Raw genomic sequence first — 22,811 nt, forward strand, 5'->3', positions numbered from 1 at the left:
GAGCCGGTCTTGCGAGCCCCGCAGTCGCGAACGAAAGGAAGCACCGCGTGAGCGCGAGGAGTGAGCCGGTCTTGCGAGCCCCGCAGTCGCGAACGAAAGGAAGCACCGCGTGAGCGCGAGGAGTGAGCCGGTCTTGCGAGCCCCGCAGTCGCGAACGAAGGAGGTAGCCGCGTGAATGAGGTTCGATTTCCGGAGGGCTTCGTGTGGGGCGCGGCGACCGCCGCATACCAGATCGAGGGCGCGGCCCGGGACGACGGTCGCGGCGAGTCGATCTGGGACACCTTCAGCCGTACGCCGGGCAAGGTGTTCGCCGGGCACACCGGTGACGTCGCCTGCGACCACTACCACCGGTACGCCGACGACGTGGCGCTGATGGCCGAGCTGGGCCTGGCCGCGTACCGGTTCTCGGTGGCCTGGCCCCGGATCAGGCCGGACGGCACCGGCCCGGTCAACCCGCGCGGCCTGGACTTCTACGACCGGTTGACCGACGCGCTGCTCGACCGGGGCATCGACCCGATCGTCACGCTCTACCACTGGGACCTGCCCCAGGGTTTGCAGGACCGGGGCGGTTGGACCAGCCGGGAGACCGCCGAACACTTCGCCGACTACGCCCTGGCCGTGCACGCCCGGCTCGGTGACCGCATCCGCACCTGGACGACGCTCAACGAACCGTGGTGCTCGGCGTACCTCGGGTACGGCAACGGGGTGCACGCCCCCGGTGAGCAGGACGCGGGGGCGGCGTTCCGGGCCGTACACCATCTGTTGCTGGGGCACGGCCTGGCGGCGCGGGCGCTGCGGTCGGCGGGCGCGCAGACGGTCGGGATCACCCTCAACCCGGCGGACGTCGCACCGGCCGACCCGGACAGCGCCGCCGACGCCGCCGCGGTACGTCTCGTCGACGGCCTCCAGAACCGGATCTTCCTGGACCCGCTGACCGGGGCCGGCTACCCCGCCGACGTGCTCGAACACGTCGCCCGGATGGTGGAGCCCACGTTCATCCGGCCCGGCGACGAAAAGATCATCGCGGCGCCGCTGGACCTGCTCGGGATCAACTACTACGCACCGACCTATGTCGCGGGACGCCCGGACGGGGGCGGCAGCAGCGCCTACCCGGGCACCGAGGGGGCGGTGGAGTTCCTGCCGGCCAGCGGGCCGGTGTCCGACATGGGCTGGCAGATCGAGCCGGCCGGGCTGACCCGGCTGCTGGTGCGGATCGGCACCGACTATCCCGGGCTGCCACTGATGATCACGGAGAACGGCGGCGCGTTCCCGGACGACAGTGCCGGCCACGACGCCGACGGATCGGGCCGGATCGACGACACCGACCGGATCTCCTACCTTGACGGGCATCTGCGGGCCGCGCACGAGGCCATCTCCCGCGGCGTCGACCTGCGCGGCTATCTCGTATGGTCGTTGCTGGACAACTTCGAGTGGGCCGAGGGCTATCGGAAGCGGTTCGGGATCGTCCACGTCGACTACCTGAACCAGCGGCGCACGCCGAAGTCGAGCGCCCGGTGGTACCAGGAGGTGATCTCCCGGAACGGGCTGTGACGAGGCGGTGGTAACGGGTATGACGGCGGCACAGCGGCCCACCCTGGAGGAGGTCGCCCGGCAGGCCGGCGTGTCCCGGGCGACGGTGTCCCGGGTGGTGAACGGCTCCACCACGGTCGCCGAGCCGATCCAGGAGGCGGTCCGTCGGGCGGTGGCCGAGCTGGGGTACGTGCCGAACCTGGCCGCCCGCAGCCTGGTCACCCAGCGGACCGACTCGATCGCCCTGGTGCTGCCGGAGGCCGCCACCCGGGTCTTCTCCGACGACCAGGTCTTCCCCGGGCTCATCCGGGGTGCGGCCCAGGAGTTGGAGGCCGCCGACAAGCAGCTGGTGCTGATGCTGGCCGGCTCGCCCGCCGGGCACGACCGGGTCACCCGGTACACCACCGGCCGGCACGTCGACGGGGTGCTCTTCGCCTCGCTGCACGGGGAGGACCCACTGCCCGGCCGGCTCGCCCGGCTGGGGATACCGGTCGTGTGCAGCGGCCGACCGCTGGACGCGGCCGACGTGCCGTACATCGACGTGGACCACATCGGCGGGGTGGCCGCGGCGACCCGTTACCTGATCGACAACGGTCGCCGCCGGATCGCCACCATCGCCGGCCCGCAGGACATGGTCGCCGGCATCGAACGGCTCGCCGGCTACCGGGACACCGTGGTCGCCGCCGGCCTGCCCCAGATGATCGAGTACGGCGACTTCACCCGCGAGTCGGGGACCATCGCGATGCGTCGGCTGCTCGCCGCGTACCCCGATCTGGATGCGGTCTTCGCCGCCTCCGACCTGATGGCGCACGCCGCCCTGCGGGCGTTGCACGAGGCGGGCCGGCGGGTACCGGAGGACGTCGCGGTGATCGGTTTCGACGACATCGAGACGGCTGCCTACACCGAGCCGCCGCTGACCACCGTGCGGCAGCCGATCGTCGAGTTGGGCCGGAAGATGACCCGGCTGCTGCTGGCCCTCGCCGACGGTGCGGAGGTGGAGCGGGCGGTGGTGTTGCCGACGGAGCTGGTGATCCGACAGTCCGCCTGACCCCTGCACCGGCCTGCCCCGCCCGGTTTCCGGCCTGGCCGCACGCCCCGGCCACGTGAGCCGGGCCGCCCCTGCCCACCGGGCACCCACACGCGACGGCTGAACGTCGACCGCGACCGTCACCCTCAGCAACATTTCGTCGACCCCACCCCACCCAGGTTCACCCCCTTTGCTCTGCTGCCATCCACGCGACAGGCACCGAGGGTGACCGACTTGACGCCACATCCGCCCGAGCCATAAATGTGCATTAGCAGCTCAAATGCCTGTCGCCTCCATGGCAGCAGAGCAAAGGGGGCGAGGGTGATAGGGCAGGGGTCGACCGTGGATTACGGAGAGTGGGAAAGTCGCAACCAGAGAGAGGCGTTACCCAGAGTCATCGGCATGGCGGTTGGGGAAAAGGTGTGGCTGTGGACTCCGGCCGGTGCCTACGCTCGCGGGCATGCCTGACGCCGTTGCACCGCAGCCCGTGCCGACCAGCACCGAGCGGCAGCGCCGGCACCAGTTGCCGCCCGCCCGCGACCACACCGCGCGGTCCACCGGCCAACCGGGGGTGGGGTGGCGCATCCGCACCGCCCAGCCCGACGACGCGCCCGGGGTGGTGGCGCTGCGGTCCCTGGTCCATCCGTACCTGGTGCGGGGCATCGCGTCGACCCGGCAGATGATCGCCCAGCCACCACCCGAGGAGAAGTGGGCGGCCTGGGTGGCCGAGGCGGACGGCCAACTCGTCGGCTGGGCCTCGGCGTACCGGAACACGCAGACCTCCGTGCCGGACTTCGGGGACATCTCCATCCTGCACGTGCATCCGGAGCACCGGGGCCGGGGCACCGGCACCGCACTGCTCGCCGCCGCGCTGGCCCACCTGGAATCCCTCCGGATCCGCCGGGTGCGGACCTGGGCGCAGACCGACTCGCTGCCGTACGCCCGCCGGCACGGGTTCGCCCCCAGCCGGGAGCTGCGCTACTCGGCGCTCGACCTGCACCCGGCCCCACCGATGCCCGAGCCGCCCGCCGGGGTACGGCTGCTCCCGCTCGCCGGGATCGATCCGTACCAGGTCTACCTCCTCGACGCCGTCGCCTCGACGAGCGAGCCGGGCGACGTGCCGGTGGACGCGATCAGCTACTCCCACTGGCGCTCCGAGTGTTGGGAGAACCCGGGATTGGACCGGGACGCCAGCACGGTCGCCGAGGTCGACGGCACGTTGGTCGCGCTCAGCCTGGTCAAGCGGGACGGCGACCGGATGTGGTCCGACTTCACCGCGACCCGGCCGGAATACCGGGGTCGGGGGCTGGCCCGACTGACCAAGCAGGTCGCGCTGCACCGGGCCGCCGGTCGCGGAGTACGCACGGCCTACACCTCCAACGACGAGGCCAACGCGCCGATGCTGGCGGTCAACACCCGCCTCGGCTACCGGCCGGTGGCCACCGCCTGGTCCTGCCTGCGCGAGCTGCGCTGAGAGGCCCGACCACGACCGGCGGGCCGCCATGGTCACGCCGTCGGCCGGCCGCCGGCTCGGCTCTCCTCGATGTGCTGGCCCAGCGAGCGGCGGGCGAGCAGCGCGGCCCCGGCGACGGCGGCCGGCATCACCAGCACCGCACCCAGCGGGATCAGGAAGCACAGGAAGACCGCCACACCGAAACCGAGCGAGGTGGCCCGGTCCGCCTTCAGCCTGGCCCGCCGGTCCGGCAGCCGCAGCCCGCGCCGGGAGAACGGCGCACCGACCAACTCCACGGCGAGCAGCCAGCCGCCCACCGCCGCGCCGACCACCGGCACCACGGTCTGCCCGACCACCGGGATGAACCCGGCCGCGAAGAGCGGAATGCCGAACAGCACCGAGAGCCCGACCAGCCGCAGCGAGTCGACGATGCTGCGCCGCAGCGACGCCCCGAACGGCACCTCCACCGCGCCCGGGGTGCCGCCGAGCCGGTCCTCCACCCGCTCGGAGATCTTCTCGTAGAACGGGTCCCCGATGACCAGGGTGACCGCGGTGAAGCCGACCACGGTGAGCAGCCCGCCCAACCCGAGGAAGGCCAACCCGGCGATCACCCGGACCAGGCTGCGCGGGGTGTCCGACCAGTCGTCGGCGAACGGGGTCACCCACGCCGCCAGCTCGTCCACGAAGTAGACCAGGGTGGCGAACGCGGTGACGAAGAGCGCGGCGGACAACAGCGCCGGCACCACGCCGAGCAGCATCAGCCCCGGGCTGCGGACATACAGGCCGAGGCCACGCACGAGCAGGCCCACGCCGCCGAAGAAGCGGCGGGTGGCACCGGTGACCGGCGCGGCGAGGGTACGGGGTCCGTTCACGACCGCAGAGCCTACTGGCCGGGGGCCACCGCCACCGGGCACCCGACGGCACCGCCCGACGGGTCGGGCCGGCAGGATACGGGGGTGCGCGCCGCCCGGTTGATCTCCCTGGTGCTGCTGTTGCAGTCCCGCGAGACGATGACCGCCGCCGAACTCGCCCGTGAGCTGGAGGTTTCCGAGCGGACCGTCTACCGGGACGTGGTGGCGCTCTCCGCCGCCGGGGTGCCGGTCTATGCCGACCGGGGGCGGGCCGGGGGTTACCGGCTGCTCGGCGGCTACCGGACCCGGCTGACCGGGCTGACCCGGGACGAGGCGGAGGCGCTCTTCCTCACCGGACTGCCCGGCCCCGCCGGTGACCTGGGACTGGCCGACGCGGTGGCGTCCGCCGAGCTGAAGATGCTCGCCGCGTTGCCACCGGGCCTGCGTGACGCCCCGGCCCGTACCGGCCAGCGGTTCCACCTGGACGTCCCGGGCTGGTTCCGCGAGTCCACCCCGCCGCGCTGGCTGACCGAACTGGCCCGGGCGGTGTGGCGGGACGGGGTGGTCGCCCTGCGGTACCGGCGCGGCGACCGGGAGGTGACCCGCCGGGTCGAGGCGTACGGGCTGGTGCTCAAGAGCGGCACCTGGTATCTCGTGGGCCGGGTCGACGACACGATGCGCACCTACCGGGTGGACCGGGTGCTCGACGTCGTCGCCGACCCGGCGACCTTCACCCGGGACGACGGCTTCGACCTGGGCGGCTACTGGCGGGAGCAGGCCGAGGCGTTCCTGCGGGACATGCTCGCCGCACGGGTCACCGTGCGGCTCAGCCCCGCCGGTCTGCGCCAGCTCCGCTTCCTCGCCGACACCCCCTTCGCGTACGACGAGGCAGTGGCCGCCGCCGGCACACCCGACGGGCAGGGTTGGGTGGTGACCGAGCTGCCCGTCGAGTCCGTCGAGGTGGCGTACCCGCAACTGCTCGGCCTCGGCCCCGAGGTGGAGGTGCTCGACCCACCGCAGCTGCGTGCCCTGCTCGCCGACGCGGCGGCCCGCTCGGCCGCCCGCTACGGCGTCGGCCCGGACCACCCGACCCGCTGACGGCGACCGGGCCGACGAGCCGTCAGCGGTAGCCGGTGACGTCGGCGGGCCGGTCCGTCTCGACCACCTCGGTGAGGTAGCGGAAGGCGTCCGGCCGGCTGCCGTCGAGGTCGGTGAAGCCGTACACCCGGGCCAGTTCGCCGGCCGAGACGGACGCCTGGTTCCAGCGGGCCCGGTCCTCGTCGGCGGCCAGTGCGGCGACCGCCCGCCCGACGAAGGCCGGGGTTTCCGAGATGAGGAAGTGCGGGTCCGTCGCCGCGCCGTCGCGCCAGGTCTGCTCGGTCACCCCGAAGTGTTCCAGCATCGCCTCGGAGCGGATCCAGCCGGGGGTGAGCGCCACGGCGGTGCACCCGTGCGGCGCCAGCTCGTGCCCCCAGCTGTACGCGAGCCGGGTCACCGACACCTTCGCCAGGTCGTAGAAGACGGACAGCCGGTAGTGCGTGTCGTTGTACGCCCGGGTGCCGTCGCCGATCTCGACGACCAGGCCGCCGGGGCGGCGGATCAGCAGCGGCAGCGCGAAGTGGCTGGTGACGATGTGGGTGTCCACCGCCAGCCGCAGGGTGCGGAACCCGGCGTCCAGCGGCTGCTCCCAGACCGGCTTCTCCCAGGTGATCAGCGGGTCGGCGCCCCACACGTCGTTGACCAGCACGTCGAGCCGGCCCTGTTCGGTGTCGATCCGGGCCACCAGGTCGCGTACCTGCTCGGGCACCAGGTGGTCGACCCGGACCGCGATGCCGGTGCCTCCGGCGGCGGTGACCAGCTCGGCGGTCTCCTCGATGGTCTCGGCGCGGTCCAGCTCGGAGCGGCCGGCCCGGCTGCTGCGGCCGGTGGCGTAGACCGTCGCCCCGGCCGCGCCGAGCTGGACCGCGATCTGCCGGCCCGCGCCCCGGGTCGCGCCGGCCACCAGCGCGACCTTTCCTTCCAACGGTGTCGTCGTCATACCGTCGAGGGTGGCAGTGATACCTGACAACCGAAGTCCGGTTTCGCGGAGCGGTTCGGTCCGGCATGCTCCCGGCATGCACCTGCTGCTCTCCGGGATCGTCGGCTCGGTCGCCTACGGGCTGGCCGGCCCCGGCTCCGACGTGGACCGGATCGGCGTCTTCGCCGCCCCGACGGTGGCCTTCCACGGCCTGCGGCCGCCCCGGGAGTCGGTGGTCACCACCGACCCGGACGTCACCCTGCACGAGGCCGGCAAGTACGCCCGGCTGGCGTTGAGCGGCAACCCGACGGCCACCGAGCTGATCTGGCTGCCCGACGACTGCTACGAGACCCGTACGGAGCTCGGTGACCGCCTGATCGCCATCCGGTCGGCGTTCCTCAGCGCACCGCGTGTCCGCGACGCCTACCTCGGCTACGCGAGCCAGCAGTTCCGCAAGCTGACCACCCGCGACTCGACGGTGGGCGGCCGGCGCCGCTCGGCCAAGCACGCCCGGCACCTGGCCCGGCTGCTGCACCAGGGGCGGACCCTCTACGCCACCGGCGTGCTGGAGATCCGGCTGGCGGACCCGGCGTGGTTCCGGGCGTTCGGTGAGCGGGTCGCGGGCGGCGCGCTCACCGAGGCGGAAGCGCTGGTCGCCGAGGCGGAACGGGACTTCGACCGGCTCCGCACCCCGCTGCCCGACCGGCCCGACGAGGCGACGGTGGAACGCTGGCTGCGTGCCGTCCGCGCCGCCCACCTGCCGCCGCCTGACTGACCCACGGCAGCCGTTGCCGGGGTCCGTGCCGGGCCCGCGACGAGGCGATCAGACTGCTTCCACCCCGAGCTGGGTGGTGAGCAGCAGGGTGTCGGCGTTGAGCCAGTAGTCGGTGATCAGGCCGTGCCTCGTCCGCAGCGTGTCGGTGCCCGTGAAGCGGACCGTGGTGCCGGGCGCGGCTGTCGCCCCGGGGAATCCTCCGCCGTACGTGCCGTCGGCGACCCACCGCACGACCACGTGGCTGCCGTCGATGATCGGGCCGACCTCGACGGTGAAGCGCAGGTCGGGGAAGGCTCCCCGGATCTGGCCGATCAGGTCGACCATGCCGGCCGGGCCGTGCACGGCACTGCCGTCGCCGCCGTCGAGCAGCGCGGCCCGGACCCGGACGTCCGGCGCGATGAGGTGCTCGGCCAGCGCGTAGTCGCCGTTCCAGAGCTGGACCCAGTCGCGGGTCACCTGCTGCTGCGTCCGGCGGGTGTCGTCGGGCCCGTCGGGCCGCGTGTGGGTGGTGGCGGTGCCGCCAGCCAGCGCGGGAACGCTGCTGCCGGTCAGCACGCCACCGGCGATCAGGAGCGCGGTGAGGGTGACGGTGGACCTGCGGTTCATGATGACTCCTCCATGAATGAGATCAGCTCGCTTTAGTTATAGCCTATAACTACAGTGATTTGACGTCAACACGAGCGGAGTAGCGGAGTGGTGGCGGGGCGATCGCGGGCCTACCGGTCCGGGCAGACGGACGGCAACGGCGGCAGGCGGGGCCGCACAGGCGGCAGGCCGAGCCGGGGGCAGCCGGGCCGGGGGCAGCCGAGCCGGGGCGGGCGGGCCGGGGCGGGGCAGGCGGGCCGGGGCGGGGCAGGCGGGCCGGAGGCGGGCGAACGCCTGGAACGAGTGCCGGGGCCGGCACCGGGGACATCCGTCCACACCGGACTGCCAGCTCGGATCCGACGGTCCGCCGGATCCCGACCGGGCGGAGGCCACGGGCGGACAGAACGCGTCCCGGGCCCGGCCCGGGGCCTAGTCGTTGAGGAAGGTGGAGATCCGGTCCCGCAGGTCGGCGCGGTCGGTCCAGGCGAACCCGGGACGGTCGTAGACGTGCAGTGTCGCCTGCGGCAACGCGTCGGCCAGCTCGGCGGCGATGTGGGTGGGGTGCAGGTCGTCGCCGACGCAGCCGATCACCAGGGCCGGTGCGGTCACCCCGGCCAGGGCGGCGAGGTCGGCCAGCGGGGACTGCTCCGGCAGGTCGGACAGACCGGCGGCGAGCCCGTCCCGCAGCAGCTGGTCGAGTCGCTGACGCAGGTAGGCCCAACCGGCCGGGGTGTTGCGGACCGACGGCGGCAGTTCCAGGGCGACCACGTCCGCCACGGCCGAGGCGTCGCCCCCGGCGACCGCGTCGAGCAGGTCGGCCAGTCGTTGCCGGGCGACCGGGCCACGTGGCCGGTCGAGGACGGCGGGCAGCAGGAAGACCAGTTTCTCGAACCGGTCCGGGCTCTCGACGAGCAGCCGGCAGAGCGCGCCCGCGCCGAGGCTGGCGCCGAACGCCCGAGTGGCGCCGCTGAGGTCCGCCACCGCCCGCAGGTCGCGGGCCAGGTCGAGGTAGCTCCACGGGCCGGGCGGGGCGTCGGAGCGGCCGTGCCCCCGGAACTGGAAGAAGACCCGTCGGCCGGTGACGGCGCTGCCGAACGGGCGGGTGGTGGCGATGCCGTTGCCGAATCCGTGGGCAAACACGGTGACCGGGTCACCGACGCCGGTGACCAGCCGTTCCAGCTGTACGTCGTGCGGGGTGGCGACCAGCTCGGTCTCCGGTTCCGGCAGGGCGGGTCGCCCGGTACGCGGTGCGCCGGGCCCGGGCCCCCAGGTGCGGGGTCCGCCGTCCGGCGGTGGCGGCCAGCGGAAACCCCTCACCAGAACCCTTTGCCGTCGTGCAGGTCACGCAGCCCGACCCGGACGTCCAGCAGGTAGATCAGGCCGGCCGCGATGCCGATCAGCCCGAAGATGCTCAGCGCGCCGAAACCAAGCAGGGTGAGCAGCATGCAGACGGCCAGGATGGCGATCCAGCCGCCCTTGGGGAGGGTGCCGATGGCCGGGAAGGCGTCCGAGCGCTGGGTGAACGCGTGCACCAGCGAGATGCCCTGCACAGCCAGGGCGAACACGAGCAGGATCAGATCGATCACGTAGACGAGGTGGAACACGAAGATCGGCGCGGCGATGGCCATGCCGGCCAGCATATGCCGACGGCCCCGGAAACGTCCGTCAGGACGCCCCCGGGGCCGGTGTCGGCGACGGTCACTCGGCGGCCGGGCGGGTCCGCTTCGTGGTCTTCGGCTGCTTCGCTGTCGGGTCGGTGGCGACGGGCTTGGCGGCGGCCTTGGTCGCGGCCGGCTTGGTCGCGGCCTTGGTGGCCCGGGACCGGGTGACCTTGGCTGCGGCCGGCTTGGCCTCGACGACCTGCGCCACGTCCGCCGGGGTCGGCGGGTGGTCCGTGTCGGCCTGCGCCACGGCAGCCGGGGTCGGGGTGCGGTGCTGGTCGGTCCCGGCCTGCGCCCCGGCCGGGACGGTGGCGTCGGTCGCCTCGATGTCGGCGTTGACGGTCTCGGCGGCCTCCAGCACCCCGGCACCGACCACCCGCTCACCCCGGGCGATCAACGCGCCGTACGCGGCCAGTGCCCGTTCCTGGGCCGCCTGCGCCCCGGCGAGCACCACGGCGGCGTTGCGGGTGGCGGCACCGCGCAGCTTGTCGAGGTCCAGCTCGGCGCGGAGCTTGTCCAGGTCCAGCTCGGCGCGGAGCTTGTCCAGGTCCAGCTCGGCGCGGAGCTTGTCCAGGTTCAGCTCGGTGGGCGTGGCCTTCTCGCGCAGGCCGGTGGCGGTCAGGTTGGCGGTACGGAAGGTCTCGGTGGCCTTCTGGCGCAGCTCGAACCCGGTCACGACGGCCTTGCCGCCCCACTCGGCGGCGACCTTGGTGCCGTCGGCGACGACCCGGTTGCCCAGCTCGCTCACCACGGTCGGCAGCTTGCGCAGCTGCTGGATGGCCAGTTCCCCGGCACCGGCGGCGGCGTAGACGGGGGCCGGAATGCGGTTGGTCTTCGGCTGGGTCATGACAACTCCTCCTCGGCCGCTCCGGCGGCCTTGTCGTTGCTGGTCGTGGGCGCGGCATCCGCCGTGCCGTCATGGGTGCCGGCGGCGGGCGCGGTGCGCGTCCCGCTGGCGGTGGGCGCGGTGCGCGTCTCACCGGTCGCCGGTGGGGTCCCCACCCCACCGGTGGTGGGTGCGGTGCGCGTCTCACCGGTCGCGGGGGCGGGGGCGGTGCCCGCCTCGGTGACGGCGACCGATTCGAGGACGGCCTCGGTCGGGGTGCCCTCCGGGGTGACCGGTCCGGTGGCGGCCGGCGTCACCGTGGCCGCCGCCTCCGTCGGCCCGGTCGGCGTCGGTACGGCGTACGCGGAGGTCGGCGCGGCCGGTCCGGGGCCGGCGTCCGGGCGGTCCACCGCGGCGGCGGTCCGATCGGTGACGACCGGTTGATCCGTGCCGGCGACCCCATCGGGGACCGTCTGGTCGGTGCCGGGGCGGTTCGTGCCGGCCGGCTCGTCCGTGCCGGGTTCCGCCGGGGCGGACTGGTCGGCGGTGGCCTCGGACAGCCGGGTGTTCTCCCGCCGGAAGGTCTCGTATATCTGGCTGAGCGACTGTTTCTGCGCCATGGTCAGGTCGGGGTCGACCGCGATGGCGGCGAGCACTCCCTGACCCTCCTTGTCGTCGAGCAGCCCGGCCCGCAGGTACATCGCCGGGGTGGAGACCCGCAGCGCGCTGGCGAGCTGCTGGAGCACCTCGGCGCTGGGCTTGCGCAGGCCCCGCTCGATCTGACTGAGGTAGGGGTTGCTCACGCCGGCCTGCTCGGCGAGCTGGCGGAGCGAGATCTTGGCGTTCCGCCGCAGGTCACGGATGAATCCGCCGACGTCGGGTAGATCCTTGGGTGCGGCCATACCCCAACGGTAGTCCGCGCTGCTAGCTCCAGCAAGCAAAACGCTAGCCAGAGTTAGCAAGGTAACAGGAGGCAAAGTACGTTGCGGCCCGGGATGTCCGGTCGTAACTTGCACGGCGTGACCCAACAGATCGCTGTCAACGGCACCACCCTCGGCTACGACGAGGTCGGCACCGGCACGCCGGTGCTCCTGCTGCACGCGGGCATCGCCGATCGGCGGATGTGGCGCGAGGTGTGCGCCGCCCTCGCCGACCGGCACCGGACGATCGCGCTGGACCTGCGCGGCTATGGGGACTCGGCGCTGCCGCCGGAGTCCTTCGCCCACCGCGACGACGTGGTGGCGGTGCTGGACGCGCTCGACATCGACCGGGCCGCCCTGGTCGGCTGCTCCTTCGGCGGGGCGGTGGCGATCGACACCGCGCTGGCGTACCCGCAGCGGGTGTCGGCCCTGGCGCTGTTCGGCACCGCCGTCTCCGGGCACGAGTGGTCGCCGGACACCGAGGAGTTGTGGGACCGGCTGGTCGGTGAGGTCGACGAGGAGGACCTGGCGGCGAGCGCGGCCGGTGAGGTCCGGTTCTGGGTGGTCGGCCCGCACCGCCGTCCGGAGGATCTCGACCCGGCGCTCATCGCCTTCGCCGAGGAGTCGGACCGGCGGGCCCTCGCCGCCGAGCAGGCGTTGAGCGCGGTCGACGTCGTCGACCTCGACCCGCCCGCCATCGGCCGCCTCGACGAGTTGGACCTGCCGGTCCTCGTCACCGCCGGTGCCGTCGACATCCCGGACATCATCCGGCTGGCCGACCGGATCGCCGCCGAGGCCCCCCGGGCCGTCCGCCTGCCCGACATCCCCGAGGCCGCGCACCTGATCCCGGTGGAACGCCCCACCGAGGTGGCCGAGGCCCTCCGCGCCTTCCTGCCCTGACCGGCCCCGCACCCCGGGCCCGTCCCGCACCCTGGTGCGGCCCGGCCACGGATCGCCCGCAGCTCACCAGACGGGACGCACTCCACCGACCGGAAGAGCACCGCCGAGCAGGGGAACCTCCGCGTACTCGGTGAGGACGGGGGCCCGCACACCGAGCCGGCGCAGCGCGGAGACCAGCACCGGCATCCGGGCGCGGGTGGCACCGTCGTCGATCTTGAGGGTGACCGCGCCGACGCCGGGCAGCGCCGCCGCGATCACCCCCTCCGCGCCGATCTTGGCCAGCATTCCGGGTACGCCGCGCATCAGGCGGGTGTCGTCCGCCACGGTGCCGCCGACCACCTCCGGGTACGCCCGCATCGCGTCCGCCACCGTGCGCTCCGGGGAGCCGGGCTCGGCGGCCACCAGCCGCAGGTAGGCCCGGGCCAGCCCGGTCAGCGAGACCGCCAGCACGGGCGCACCACAACCGTCCACGCCGACCGCCGCCGCCGGCTCGCCGGTGAACTCCTCGATCGTGGCGGTCAGCCGCTGCTGCAACGGGTGCTCCGGCCGCCAGTACCCGTCCACCGGCCAGCCGGCCGCCAGGCAGGTCAGCAGCATCCCGGCGTGCTTACCGGAGCAGTTCATCGCCAACCGGCTCGGGCCACCACCGGCCCGCAGCACGGCCTCCCGGGCCGCCTCGCCGAACGGCAGGTCGGGCGGGCAGTGCAGGGCCCCCGGGTCCAGGCCCGCGGAGCCCAGCAGCGCCGCGACCCGGGCCAGGTGGAACTCCTCACCGGCGTGGCTGGCCGAGACCACCGCGACGTCGGCGGGGTCGGTCACCGCGAGCCCGGCCCGGAGCATCCCGAGCGCCTGCAACGGCTTGCTGGCCGAGCGGGGAAAGATCGGCGGGACGCCGTTCCCGGCACCGGCCACCGGCGCACCGGCGGCGTCGAGCACCACCACCGAGCCCCGGTGCACACCCTCCACGAACCCGGACCGGACCACCTCGGCGAGCGGCTCGCCACCCTCGTACGTCTTGGACACCTGGCGAAGGTACCGACGGGGGCCGGCACCCCGACACCCGGGTGACCTGCGACGTCGACCACCGGCGTACAGGAGTGCCGGGGCAGGCGCGGCTTACCGGGCGGACCTGCCCCGGCCGGGCCCACGGCGGGCCCCGACCCGGAACCGCAGCACCGGCCGGACCGGTCCGGCCCGCCGGGCGGGCTAGCGGAACAGCAACTGACGGGCTTCGGTGGTGGTCAGCGGGGGGCGCTGGGCGAGCTGCGCGAACCCGACCGCGCGGGCCACCAGCTGCATGTTGGACTCCACCGGGCGACCCTTGGCGTACGTCACGGTGTCCTCCATACCGACCCGCAGGTGACCGCCGGTGGAGAGCGAAGCCAGCAGCACCGCGATGGTGCTGCGACCGACGCCGGTGGCCGAGAAGGTGGTGCCCGCCGGCAGGTCACGCAGCATCTGCTGGGCGGCGACCAGGGTGGCGGTGGTGCCCGGCATCCCGCCCGGCACCCCCATCACGAAGTCGACGTGCACGTGCCCGCCGTACGGCAGGCCGTGCCGGTCCAGCAGGCGTTGCAGGGCGGTGAGGTGACCGAGGTCGAAGATCTCGTACTCGGGGAGGATGCTGCGCTCCTGCATCCGGGTGTGCAGGTCGACGATGAACTCCCACCGGTTGAGGAAGACGTCGTCGCCGAAGTTGACCGTGCCCATGGTGCAGGAGGCCATGTCCGGCGCGGCGTCCAGCACGGCCAGCCGGTCGGCCTCCGGATCGGTCACCGCCCCACCCGAGGAGAGCTGCACGATCAGGTCGGTGCTCTCCCGCAGCGCCGCCACGGTCTCCCGCAGCCGCCCCTGGTCGAGGGTGGGCCGGGCCTGGTCGTCGCGGATGTGGACGTGGATCACGGAAGCGCCGAGCGCCTCGCACTCCTTGGCGGTGAGCAGCAACTCGTCGAGGGTCACCGGCAGCGCCGGCACCTGCTCCTTGGCCGACTCCGCGCCCGTCGGGGCAACCGTGATCAACGTCCCTGTCGTCATGCCGGCGATGGTAGCCGCCCCGGCCGCCCCCGGTCGACGCCGCAGGCCGGCCCGACAGGAAGAACCGCACATCAGGAGAGAGAGACGCGAAGAAATTCCCGCCGAATCGGCTAGCGGTAGGCATCCTTACTTCGCCGACGAGCACAACCGGAGGCGAACCCACCGCCCGGGCGACGCCGGGAAGCACGGACCCACCGCCCGGGCCACGCCGGGAAGCACGGACCCACCGCCCGGGCGACGCCGGGAAGCACGGACCCACCGCCCGGACCATGCCGGAAAGCGCCACCCACCGGCCGGGACGGGCTACTCCGGGTCGATGGCCGCGGCGGTGTCGCCCACCGACAGCCGGGCGTCGTCGGCGAGGTTGCGTTTGACCACGGCGAGCGCGACCTGACCCAGCTCGTAGTGGTGCACGGCGGTGCCGACGAAGCCGACCGTCCGGCCGTCCAGGGTGACCGGGGTGCCGGACGCCGGCAGCTGGTCGGTGGTCACCCCGTCCAGGTGCAGCAGGACGAGCCGACGCGGCGGCCGGCCCAGGTTGTGCACCCGGGCGACGGTCTCCTGCCCCCGGTAGCAGCCCTTGTCCAGGTGCACCGCCGGGGCGATCAGGCCCGCCTCGGCGGGGATCGTCCGGTGGTCGGTGTCCACCCCGACCCGGGCCCGTCGGGCGGCCACCCGCACCGCCTCGTACGCCCACAGGCCGGCCGGGGGGACGCCGTGCTCGCGCAGCGCGGCGACGACCTCGTCCAGGGCGGGCCGGGGCACCAGCAGGTCCACCCCCAGCGGGACCCGACGGGCCCAGCCACCACCGGTCAGCGGCTGGACGTCGTACGAGACGGTGGGGCGGGGGGGCAGCTCGCCGGAGCGGAACTTCGGACCCGGCACCGCGAGCACCTCGGGGGCGGTCAGGCCGGTGACGCCCAGCGTGGCGACGGCCTCGGTGGCCTGCGGCCCGACCAGCGAAAGCAGCGCGTGGCCGGCGGTGACGTCGCGCGGCTCGACCTGGCTGAAGAACCGCATCTTCTCCAGGTACGTCAGCAGGTCGGCGGTCATCCCCGGCTCGGTGTCCAGCCAGGTGGTCGTGCCGTCCTCGGCGACCATGGCGTGCTGCTCGACGTGCCCGTGCGGGCTGAGCACCAGCAGCTCGGTGCCCTGGCCGGGGCCGAGCGCGGCGAGGTGCTGGCTGGTCAGGGTGTGCAGCCAACCGATCCGCTCCGGGCCGGTGACGGCGACGACACCCCGGTGCGAGCGGTCCACCAGGCCGACCCCGGTGGCCAGGGTGCGCTGCTCGCGCATCGGGTCGCCGTAGTGCGCGGCGACGCCCCGCACCCCGGCCGCCCGGTGCCCGGCGTCCGGCTGGTCCCGGCTGGCCTCGTCGATCGCCTCGACGGCCACCGCTCCCGCGATGTCGATCATGTTGGTTCCCCGTCCTCACAGTTGCCGCAGACGCCGAAGAGCGCCACGTGCCCGATGTCCACCTGGAAGTTCCGCTCGGTGGCGAGCCGGTCGGCCAGCGGGCGCATCAGCTCCGGGTCGATCTCGTCGACCGCGCCGCACTCCCGGCAGACCAGGTGGATGTGCTGGTGCTCACCCGCCGCGTGATAGGTCGGCGAGCCGTGCGACAGGTGGGTGTGGGTCACCAGGCCGAGCCGTTCCAGCAGCTCCAACGTCCGGTAGATGGTGGTGATGTTGACCCCGGCGGCGACCTCCCGGACCGCCGTGTGCACCTGCTCGGGTGTGGCGTGCCCCAGGTCGAGCACGGCCTGCAGGACCAGTTGCCGCTGCGCCGTCAGTCGCAGCCCACGCGAGCGGAGCATTTCCGCCAGGGAGGATTCGGACACCGTCCGATCATAGTTCGGCCCGCGCCGGTCACCGCCCGCCCGCCACCGGGCCGCCGGGCGGGTCACGTCACCGGGCTCGGGGGTGCGACGGGTCACGCCGTTAGGCTCGGCGGTCATGGTGGCATCGAGGGTCGCCGTGCTCGGTCGGGGCGTCGTCCCCGCGACGGAGCCGGTGCTACGCGGGAACGACCTGGGTGTGCTGCGCGGGGACGGGCTGTTCGAGACCATGCACCTGCGCGGCGGAAACCCCTGGTTGCGTACCGCCCATCTGGCCCGACTGCGGGCCGGGGCCGCCGCCCTGGAACTCCCGCTGCCCCCGGACGGGGCGCTTGTGGAACTGTTGGACGGCATCGCCGCCGGCTGGCCCACCGAGGTCGAGGGCGCATTGCGCCTGGTCTGCACGCGGGGGCCCGAGGGGGGTGGGCTGCCCACCGTGTACGCCACCCTGACCGAGGTGCCGGCCGCCGCGAAACGGCTCCGCGACGTCGGGGTCACCGTCGCCACCCTGCCCCTCGGGGTGCCGGCGACCGCCCGCCCCGAACTGTCCTGGCTCCCGGCGGGCATCAAGTCGATCTCGTACGCGACCAACAGCGCCGCCCGCCGCTGGGCCGCCCGCAGCGGGGTCGACGACGTGCTCTGGGTCTCCACCGACGGCTACGTGCTGGAGGGGCCCAGCGCGAACGTCGTCTGGCTGGACGGCGACACGCTCTGCACCGTCCCGGCCGCGCGTACCGGCATCCTGCCCGGCACCACCTGCGGCTGGCTGCTCGACCACGCCGCCGGGCTGGGCCTGGGACGGGCCGAACGGATGGTCACCCCGACCGGGCTGCACGCCGCCGCCGGGATCTGGCTGACCTCCTCGGTACGCGGTCTGGTCGAGGTCAGGTCCCTCGACGGCACCGGCCGCCCACCCGCCCCGCACACCCCCCGCCTCCAGGAACTGCTGGGCTTCGCCTGACCGGCCCGACCGGCGGGTTGGCGGAGGTCAGCCGCCGGTCGGCTGAGTCCGGTGGCCGGTGGCGGAGGGTCAGCCGGCGACCCGGACCAGGCGGGCCGACAGGTGCGGGGAAAGGCTGTGACCCACACCCGCCATCTCCTGGGCGTAGAGCAGTGCCCCCTCCACGATGCCGAAGAGCCGGGCGCCCGCCGTCACCTCCTTGGCCGTGGCGGTACGCACCACCGCGTCGGTGGCGAACTCGATCTGGGTGCCCGTGCGCTTGCCGATGTGCAGCTCCATGATCCCCGTCGGGGTGGTCATCAGCGCTTCCAACTCGTCGGTGACCCGCTCACCATCCAGCACCGGACGCCACCAGCCCACCTCGCGCCCGGCCGGACGGATCGGACGGCTCTCCTCGTCGAGCAGCCACGCCCGCGACTCGTAGAACAGGAACGGCCGGCCGTCGTGGCTGATCCGGATCTCCTGGGCGTAGTCGAAGTCCTCGATGGTGGGGAACCCGCCCCGACCCCGACCCCGCCACACCCCGACGTACGGCAGCAGGCCGTCCAGCGCCGGGTGCAGCTTCGGACCGACCCGCAGGTCATGGCTCTCCTGGTAGGGGTACTCCTCGACCGGCGGCGCGTTCAACCACGGCGGCTGAAGGGGATTCTCGCTCACCGGCTCTCCTTCGTTCGCGACTGCGGGGCTCGCAACCCCGGCTCGCTCCTCGCGCTCACCCGGCCACCTTCGTTCGCGACTGCGGGGCTCGCAACCCCGGCTCGCTCCTCGCGCTCACCATTTACCTCTCGACAGGCGTACGGCCAGGTAGACCAGGCCACCGGCGAGCGCGCCGAGGCCGGCGACCAGCAGGCTGACGAACCCGATCTCGGTAACCATCATGGTCATCCTATGCTGGGTCCCATGGGCCGCACTCTCGTCGTCAAGGCCACCGCCGGAGCGGACGCCCCGGAGCGGTGCGCGCAGGCGTTCACGGTGGCCGCCACGGCCGCCGCCGCCGGGGTGCCGGTGTCGCTCTGGCTGACCGGTGAGTCCGCCTGGTTCGCCGTGCCCGGCCGGGCCGAGCAGTTCACCCTGCCGCACTCCGCGCCGCTGGCCGACCTGCTGGGCGTCATCCTCGCCACCGGGCAGGTCACCGCCTGCACGCAGTGCGTCGCCCGGCGGGACATCGGCCCGGACGACGTGCTGCCCGGCGTCCGGATCGCCGGGGCGGCCGTCTTCGTCGAGGAGGCGATGGCCGAGGGCGCGCAGGCGCTGGTCTACTGACAGCCGGCTGCGGAACGCACCCGCCTCCACCGTTCGGCCACACCGTTCGCCCGTTGTACGCGCACTGCCGATCCTGAACCCAATTGTCGTTTTGCTGCCTACCATTCGGGGGTGAGCCAGGCGACGGAGGAGTTCTTCGCATCGTTGCCGGCGCGCGCCCCGGCGATCCTGCGCGCCCCGGTCACCGGCACCCTCCAGATCGATCTCACCACCGACAACCGCACCGACCACTGGCTGGTACGGCTCAGCCCCGGCAGGGCCGTGGTGGACCGGGCCCGGGGCCCGGCGGACGCGGTGTGGAGCAGCAGCGCCGACCTCTTCGAACGGCTGGCCACCGGCACCGCCCAGAGCATCTCGGCGGTGCTGCGCAACGAGTCCACGTTCAGCGGGAACGTGATGCTGTTCCTGGTCTTCCGGCAGTTCTTCCCCACCCCACCCGGCGTCCGCGACCCCCGGGAGACCGCCCGCGAGCAGACCGGGCGGGCCTGATGCAGCAGCGGGTGAGCATCCTCGACGGCAACACCTTCCTGGTCTGCGACAGCAGCGGGGACGTCGAGCCGTCGTTCGACTTTCCCACCGGGATGTTCTCCTTCGACACCCGGTTCCTCTCCACCTGGCTGCTCACCCTCGACGGGGAGCGCCTGCACGCCCTCTCGGTCGACGACGCGCACTCCTACCAGACCCGGTTCTTCCTCGTCCCCGGCGAGCCGACGCACTACCTCGACGCCAAGGTGTCGATCATCCGCAGCCGGTCCATCGGCGGCGTCTTCACCGAGGAACTCACCGTGCTCAACCACTCCGGCCGGGAGGCGCGGTTCCAGTTGCGGCTGGAGATGGGCTCGGACTTCGCCGACCTGTTCGAGATCAAGCACCAGCGGCCGAAGAAGGGTCGGACCAGCGCGGAGGCCGGTGAGAACAAGCTGCGGCTGACCTACCGCCGCGAAGCCTTCCACCGGGAGGCGCTGATCGTCAGCAGCACCGACGCCCACGTCGACGAGCGCGGGATGACCTGGTCGATCACCGTCGAGCCGCACTCCGGGTGGAGCACCTGCGTGACCGTGACGCCGATCATCCACGGGGCCCGGGGCGAGGACGTCCGGGCGATCACCGCGCTGGGCGCCGCGCGCGGCCCGGCCGTCATCCGTGACGAGCAGGAGGCGCTGGTCGGTCGGGCCCCGCAACTCGGCTGCGACTGCGAACCGCTCGCCGGGGCGTACCGGCAGAGTCTGCACGACCTGGCGGCGCTGCGGTACGAGTCGATCACGTTGGGCGTCCGGCTGCTCGCCGCCGGTCTGCCCTGGTTCATGACCCTTTTCGGGCGGGACAGCATGCTCACCTCGTTGCAGGTGCTGCCGTTCCTGCCGGAGCTGGTCCCGCCGACGATCCTGATGCTGGCCGGGCTCCAGGGTTACCGGCTCGACGACTTCCGCGACGAGGAACCCGGCAAGATCCTGCACGAGCTGCGGTACGGCGAGACCGCCGGCTTCGAGGAGCAGCCGCACTCCCCCTACTACGGTGCGGCCGACTCGACCCCGCTGTTCGTCATCCTGCTCGACGAGTACGAGCGCTGGACCGGGGACGCCACGCTGGTCAAGCAACTGGAAACCCCGGTCCGGGCCGCGCTGCACTGGATCGACACCTACGGCGACCTGCTCGGCACCGGTTACGTCTGGTACCGCAGCCGCAACCCGGAGACCGGCCTGGAGAACCAGTGCTGGAAGGACTCCTGGGATGCCATCTCCTACGCCGACGGCCGGCTGCCCGGCTTCCCCCGCGCCACCTGCGAGATCCAGGGGTACGCCTACGACGCCAAGCGGCGCGGGGCGCGGATGGCCCGGCTGTTCTGGAACGACCCGGAGTACGCCGACCGGCTGGAACGGGAGGCGAAGGCGCTCAAGGAACGCTTCAACCGGGACTTCTGGATTTCCGAGAAGAACCACTACGCCCTCGCCCTGGACCCGGACGGCCGGCACGTCGACTCGCTCACCTCCAACATCGGTCACCTGCTGTGGAGCGGCATCGTCGACGAGCCCCGGGCCGCCCTGGTCGCCGAGCACCTGCTCGGCCCGAGGCTCTTCTCGGGTTGGGGGGTCCGCACCCTGGCCACCGACGAGGGCCGCTACAACCCGATCGGCTACCACGTGGGCACGGTGTGGCCGTTCGACAACGCCTTCATCGCCTGGGGTCTGAGCCGGTACGGCTTCCGTGAGGAGGCCGGCCGGATCTGCGAGGCGATGATCAACGCTTCGCGGTACTTCGATGGGCGGCTGCCCGAGGCGTTCGCCGGTTTCGACCGCACCCTCACCGACTATCCGGTGCAGTACCCGACGGCGTGCAGTCCGCAGGCGTGGTCGGCCGGCACCCCGCTGCTGCTGTTGCGGGTGATCCTCGGCCTCGAACCGCAGGGCGAGCATCTGATCATCGATCCGTTGGTGCCGGAGGGGATGGGCCGGGTCGAGCTGCTGGACATCCCGGGCCGGTGGGGTCGGGTCGACGCCCTGGGCCGCAGCCGCACCCCGCACGACCACGATCACCGCGACTGACCCGGCAACGGACGGACCGGCGGGCGGGGCGGGCCACGGCCCGATCAGGTGGGGCAGGCGTCGGTCCGATCAGGCGGGGCGGGCGTCGGCCCGATCAGGTGGGGCAGCCGGGCAGGGGTCGACCGGATCAGGCGGGGCAGCCGGGCGGGCGTCGACCGGACCAGGCGGGCAGCCGGGCGGTCAGGCGGGGCAGCCGGTGGAGACGGAGAGCCGCAGCTGCGCGCCGGTGCCGTCGGCCAGCACGGTGGTCGGGCCGCTGCGGTAGGCGTACACCTCGGGGAGGTCGACCACCGGGGGGCCGGCGGCCAACGGGCGCAGGCCGGTCAGCGCGGCCGGTGCGGCCCCGGCCGTGACGGCGACGGTACGGGCGGTGCCGCCGCCCGGGCAGGGGGCGGTGACCGGTTGCGGGGCGGTCTGCGCCGCGCGGCCCAGGGCCGCCAGCGCGGCGTCCAGCGTCGGATCGGCCGACGCAGCCGGGGGTTGCGGATAGCCGGCGCCGACCGGGCGGCAACCGGTGTCGGCGGTCAACCGGACCCGGCCGCCGCTGGTGACCCGCCCCTGCACGGTGACGAACCCCCCCGCGTCGGCGCGCAGCCGGGGCCCCGCCGAGCCGGAGCGCACCCCGGCCTGCCAGTCGGCCGGCAGCCGGTCGGCGACCCGGTCCAGCAACGCCCGCTCGCCACCCTCGGCCACCAGCACGTCCAGCCCCCGGCTCAGGGTCGCACCGGCGGACATCGGGGTGATCCGGCAACCGCGCTCGACCTGTGGCCCGGTCAGCGCCCAGGCCCCGTCGCCGACCGCCACGACGAGTCGACCGAGGGCCCGGTCCACCACCGGGCCGGCTTCGGCGAGGGTGCGCTGCTCCCGCACGGTCGGCGCGTCGTTGCGCGCCGACCACCAGGTGAGCACACCCAGCAGCACCGCCCAGGCCACCGTCACCACCAGCAGCCAGCGCAACCGGCGGCGCGGCGCGGACGGGCCGGGCGGTGGGGCGTACCCCGGATGGACGGCACCACTCACCGGATCATCGTGTCACGGCCCCACCGCAGGCCGGCCGGGCGGTACGCCGAGCCGGTAGCCGACACCGCGCACGGTCTGCACCTGCGGGCAGCCCGGCACCGCGCGCAGCTTGCGGCGCAGCCGCTTGACCGCCGAGTGCAGGATCGCCGCGTCGCCCAGCCAGGCACCGCCCCAGACCGAGCCGAAGATCCGTTCGTAGCTCCAGACCGCCCCCGGGTCACCGGCCAGCCGGGCCAGCAGCTCCCGCTCCAACCGGGTCAGCGCCAACGGCTCCCCCCGCCAGGTGACCAGGTGACCGGCCGGGTCGACGACCAGGTCGCCGCAGCGCACCGGGGTCGGCCCGGTCGGTGGCGCGGCGGACGCCGGCGGGGTCGGGAAGAGCATGGCGCGTAGTTCGGCCAGGTCGGCACAGATCACCACCGGGCCGAGGTCGTCGAGCCGGCGGACCACCCGCTCCCGGACCGAGACGTCGGCGCTCACACAGACCACGAACGGGATGTCGACACCGGTCACACGTCCTCCCCAGGAGCGCACCTGCCGCCCGCTGCCGACGGTCCCGTCCGCCCACGACAGGTGCCGACGCGGCTGGAGTCAGCCTAACGGTCAG

General features: G+C 73.5%; 25 protein-coding genes. 10 read left to right on the top strand and 15 right to left on the bottom strand.

Going from position 1 to position 22,811, the window contains the following annotated elements; genetic code table 11:
* Positions 1-171 precede the first annotated feature (171 nt).
* From AB0K25_RS10340 to AB0K25_RS10350, 3 genes are all read left to right on the top strand, one after another.
* Positions 172-1,551 carry a GH1 family beta-glucosidase gene (locus AB0K25_RS10340; RefSeq protein WP_219464885.1) on the top strand — a complete coding sequence of 460 codons (1,380 nt, stop codon included), beginning with the start codon at positions 172-174 and terminating at the stop codon, positions 1,549-1,551.
* Between the two features lie 19 nt (positions 1,552-1,570).
* The gene (locus tag AB0K25_RS10345; protein WP_219464886.1) at positions 1,571-2,578 is read left to right on the top strand and encodes a LacI family DNA-binding transcriptional regulator; all 1,008 of its coding nucleotides are present in this window, start codon (positions 1,571-1,573) and stop codon (positions 2,576-2,578) included.
* A gap of 439 nt (positions 2,579-3,017) precedes the next feature.
* Positions 3,018-4,031, top strand: coding sequence for a GNAT family N-acetyltransferase (locus AB0K25_RS10350; RefSeq protein ID WP_363819646.1), 1,014 nt, complete (start codon positions 3,018-3,020; stop codon positions 4,029-4,031).
* 32 nt (positions 4,032-4,063) lie between these two features.
* Here AB0K25_RS10350 and AB0K25_RS10355 read toward each other — a convergent pair whose 3' ends face one another.
* Positions 4,064-4,882 (bottom strand): EI24 domain-containing protein, encoded by an 819-nt coding sequence (locus tag AB0K25_RS10355; RefSeq protein ID WP_208567898.1) that lies wholly within the window; start codon positions 4,880-4,882, stop codon positions 4,064-4,066.
* An 84-nt stretch (positions 4,883-4,966) separates the two neighbouring features.
* On the opposite strand from AB0K25_RS10355, the gene AB0K25_RS10360 reads away from it, so the two are divergent.
* Entirely contained in the window at positions 4,967-5,959 is a 993-nt protein-coding gene (locus AB0K25_RS10360) for a YafY family protein (RefSeq protein WP_219464888.1), read from the top strand.
* A gap of 22 nt (positions 5,960-5,981) precedes the next feature.
* On the opposite strand, the gene AB0K25_RS10365 is transcribed toward AB0K25_RS10360, so the two are convergent.
* A complete protein-coding gene (locus AB0K25_RS10365) occupies positions 5,982-6,899 on the bottom strand; it encodes an SDR family oxidoreductase (protein WP_208567896.1) in 918 nt (305 codons plus the stop codon).
* A gap of 76 nt (positions 6,900-6,975) precedes the next feature.
* On the opposite strand from AB0K25_RS10365, the gene AB0K25_RS10370 reads away from it, so the two are divergent.
* Positions 6,976-7,653 carry a nucleotidyltransferase domain-containing protein gene (locus AB0K25_RS10370; protein ID WP_219464889.1) on the top strand — a complete coding sequence of 226 codons (678 nt, stop codon included), beginning with the start codon at positions 6,976-6,978 and terminating at the stop codon, positions 7,651-7,653.
* A 48-nt stretch (positions 7,654-7,701) separates the two neighbouring features.
* On the opposite strand, the gene AB0K25_RS10375 is transcribed toward AB0K25_RS10370, so the two are convergent.
* The 5 genes from AB0K25_RS10375 to AB0K25_RS10395 all read right to left on the bottom strand — a co-directional run bounded on the left by AB0K25_RS10375 (position 7,702) and on the right by AB0K25_RS10395 (position 11,627).
* Entirely contained in the window at positions 7,702-8,259 is a 558-nt protein-coding gene (locus tag AB0K25_RS10375; protein ID WP_219464890.1) for a nuclear transport factor 2 family protein, read from the bottom strand.
* 408 nt (positions 8,260-8,667) lie between these two features.
* The gene (locus AB0K25_RS10380; RefSeq protein WP_219464891.1) at positions 8,668-9,555 is read right to left on the bottom strand and encodes an alpha/beta hydrolase; all 888 of its coding nucleotides are present in this window, start codon (positions 9,553-9,555) and stop codon (positions 8,668-8,670) included.
* Positions 9,552-9,866, bottom strand: coding sequence for a DUF2516 family protein (locus AB0K25_RS10385; RefSeq protein WP_091242743.1), 315 nt, complete (start codon positions 9,864-9,866; stop codon positions 9,552-9,554). Before AB0K25_RS10385 ends, AB0K25_RS10380 begins: the two co-directional genes overlap by 4 nt.
* A gap of 70 nt (positions 9,867-9,936) precedes the next feature.
* A complete protein-coding gene (locus tag AB0K25_RS10390; RefSeq protein WP_363819652.1) occupies positions 9,937-10,746 on the bottom strand; it encodes a hypothetical protein in 810 nt (269 codons plus the stop codon).
* Positions 10,743-11,627, bottom strand: a complete 885-nt coding sequence (locus AB0K25_RS10395) for a helix-turn-helix domain-containing protein (protein ID WP_363819655.1) — start codon at positions 11,625-11,627, stop codon at positions 10,743-10,745. Before AB0K25_RS10395 ends, AB0K25_RS10390 begins: the two co-directional genes overlap by 4 nt.
* Positions 11,628-11,744: 117 nt before the next feature.
* Between AB0K25_RS10395 and AB0K25_RS10400 the strand changes: the two genes are divergently transcribed.
* Positions 11,745-12,545 (top strand): alpha/beta hydrolase, encoded by an 801-nt coding sequence (locus AB0K25_RS10400; protein WP_308290921.1) that lies wholly within the window; start codon positions 11,745-11,747, stop codon positions 12,543-12,545.
* 63 nt (positions 12,546-12,608) lie between these two features.
* Here AB0K25_RS10400 and AB0K25_RS10405 read toward each other — a convergent pair whose 3' ends face one another.
* From AB0K25_RS10405 to AB0K25_RS10420, 4 genes are all read right to left on the bottom strand, one after another.
* A complete protein-coding gene (locus AB0K25_RS10405; RefSeq protein ID WP_219464895.1) occupies positions 12,609-13,568 on the bottom strand; it encodes an asparaginase in 960 nt (319 codons plus the stop codon).
* 183 nt (positions 13,569-13,751) lie between these two features.
* Positions 13,752-14,579 (bottom strand): 3-keto-5-aminohexanoate cleavage protein, encoded by an 828-nt coding sequence (locus AB0K25_RS10410; protein ID WP_357538087.1) that lies wholly within the window; start codon positions 14,577-14,579, stop codon positions 13,752-13,754.
* Positions 14,580-14,882: 303 nt separating this feature from the next.
* Positions 14,883-15,995: a glycine cleavage T C-terminal barrel domain-containing protein gene (locus tag AB0K25_RS10415; RefSeq protein ID WP_219464900.1), complete on the bottom strand. Its 1,113-nt coding sequence runs from the start codon at positions 15,993-15,995 to the stop codon at positions 14,883-14,885.
* Positions 15,992-16,396: a Fur family transcriptional regulator gene (locus tag AB0K25_RS10420; protein ID WP_219470400.1), complete on the bottom strand. Its 405-nt coding sequence runs from the start codon at positions 16,394-16,396 to the stop codon at positions 15,992-15,994. Before AB0K25_RS10420 ends, AB0K25_RS10415 begins: the two co-directional genes overlap by 4 nt.
* Before the next feature lie 139 nt (positions 16,397-16,535).
* Between AB0K25_RS10420 and AB0K25_RS10425 the strand changes: the two genes are divergently transcribed.
* Complete coding sequence (locus AB0K25_RS10425) at positions 16,536-17,378, top strand: aminotransferase class IV (RefSeq protein ID WP_219464902.1); 843 nt, start codon at positions 16,536-16,538, stop codon at positions 17,376-17,378.
* Positions 17,379-17,447: 69 nt separating this feature from the next.
* Here the strand turns inward: AB0K25_RS10425 and AB0K25_RS10430 are convergent, their stop codons facing one another.
* On the bottom strand, positions 17,448-18,035 hold the full coding sequence (locus tag AB0K25_RS10430) for an FABP family protein (protein ID WP_208567886.1): 588 nt from the start codon (positions 18,033-18,035) through the stop codon (positions 17,448-17,450).
* 114 nt (positions 18,036-18,149) lie between these two features.
* On the bottom strand, positions 18,150-18,254 hold the full coding sequence (gene mtfM, locus AB0K25_RS10435) for a small membrane protein MtfM (RefSeq protein WP_067315095.1): 105 nt from the start codon (positions 18,252-18,254) through the stop codon (positions 18,150-18,152).
* 12 nt (positions 18,255-18,266) lie between these two features.
* Here mtfM and AB0K25_RS10440 point away from each other — a divergent pair, with 12 nt between their 5' ends.
* The 3 genes from AB0K25_RS10440 (at position 18,267) to AB0K25_RS10450 (ending at position 21,184) form a co-directional block, all read left to right on the top strand.
* Complete coding sequence (locus tag AB0K25_RS10440) at positions 18,267-18,641, top strand: DsrE family protein (RefSeq protein ID WP_208567885.1); 375 nt, start codon at positions 18,267-18,269, stop codon at positions 18,639-18,641.
* A gap of 111 nt (positions 18,642-18,752) precedes the next feature.
* On the top strand, positions 18,753-19,130 hold the full coding sequence (locus AB0K25_RS10445; protein WP_219464904.1) for an SCP2 sterol-binding domain-containing protein: 378 nt from the start codon (positions 18,753-18,755) through the stop codon (positions 19,128-19,130).
* Entirely contained in the window at positions 19,130-21,184 is a 2,055-nt protein-coding gene (locus AB0K25_RS10450; protein WP_219464905.1) for a glycogen debranching N-terminal domain-containing protein, read from the top strand. The genes AB0K25_RS10445 and AB0K25_RS10450 overlap by 1 nt, the downstream gene beginning before the upstream one ends.
* 180 nt (positions 21,185-21,364) lie before the next feature.
* On the opposite strand, the gene AB0K25_RS10455 is transcribed toward AB0K25_RS10450, so the two are convergent.
* Together AB0K25_RS10455 and AB0K25_RS10460 are read right to left on the bottom strand one after the other, a co-directional pair.
* A complete protein-coding gene (locus AB0K25_RS10455; RefSeq protein ID WP_363819887.1) occupies positions 21,365-22,141 on the bottom strand; it encodes a hypothetical protein in 777 nt (258 codons plus the stop codon).
* A gap of 75 nt (positions 22,142-22,216) precedes the next feature.
* Positions 22,217-22,717 carry a winged helix-turn-helix domain-containing protein gene (locus AB0K25_RS10460; protein WP_308290922.1) on the bottom strand — a complete coding sequence of 167 codons (501 nt, stop codon included), beginning with the start codon at positions 22,715-22,717 and terminating at the stop codon, positions 22,217-22,219.
* Positions 22,718-22,811: the final 94 nt, after the last annotated feature.

Source organism: Micromonospora sp. NPDC049257, from assembly GCF_040678915.1.
Lineage (GTDB): Bacteria > Actinomycetota > Actinomycetes > Mycobacteriales > Micromonosporaceae > Micromonospora > Micromonospora antibiotica.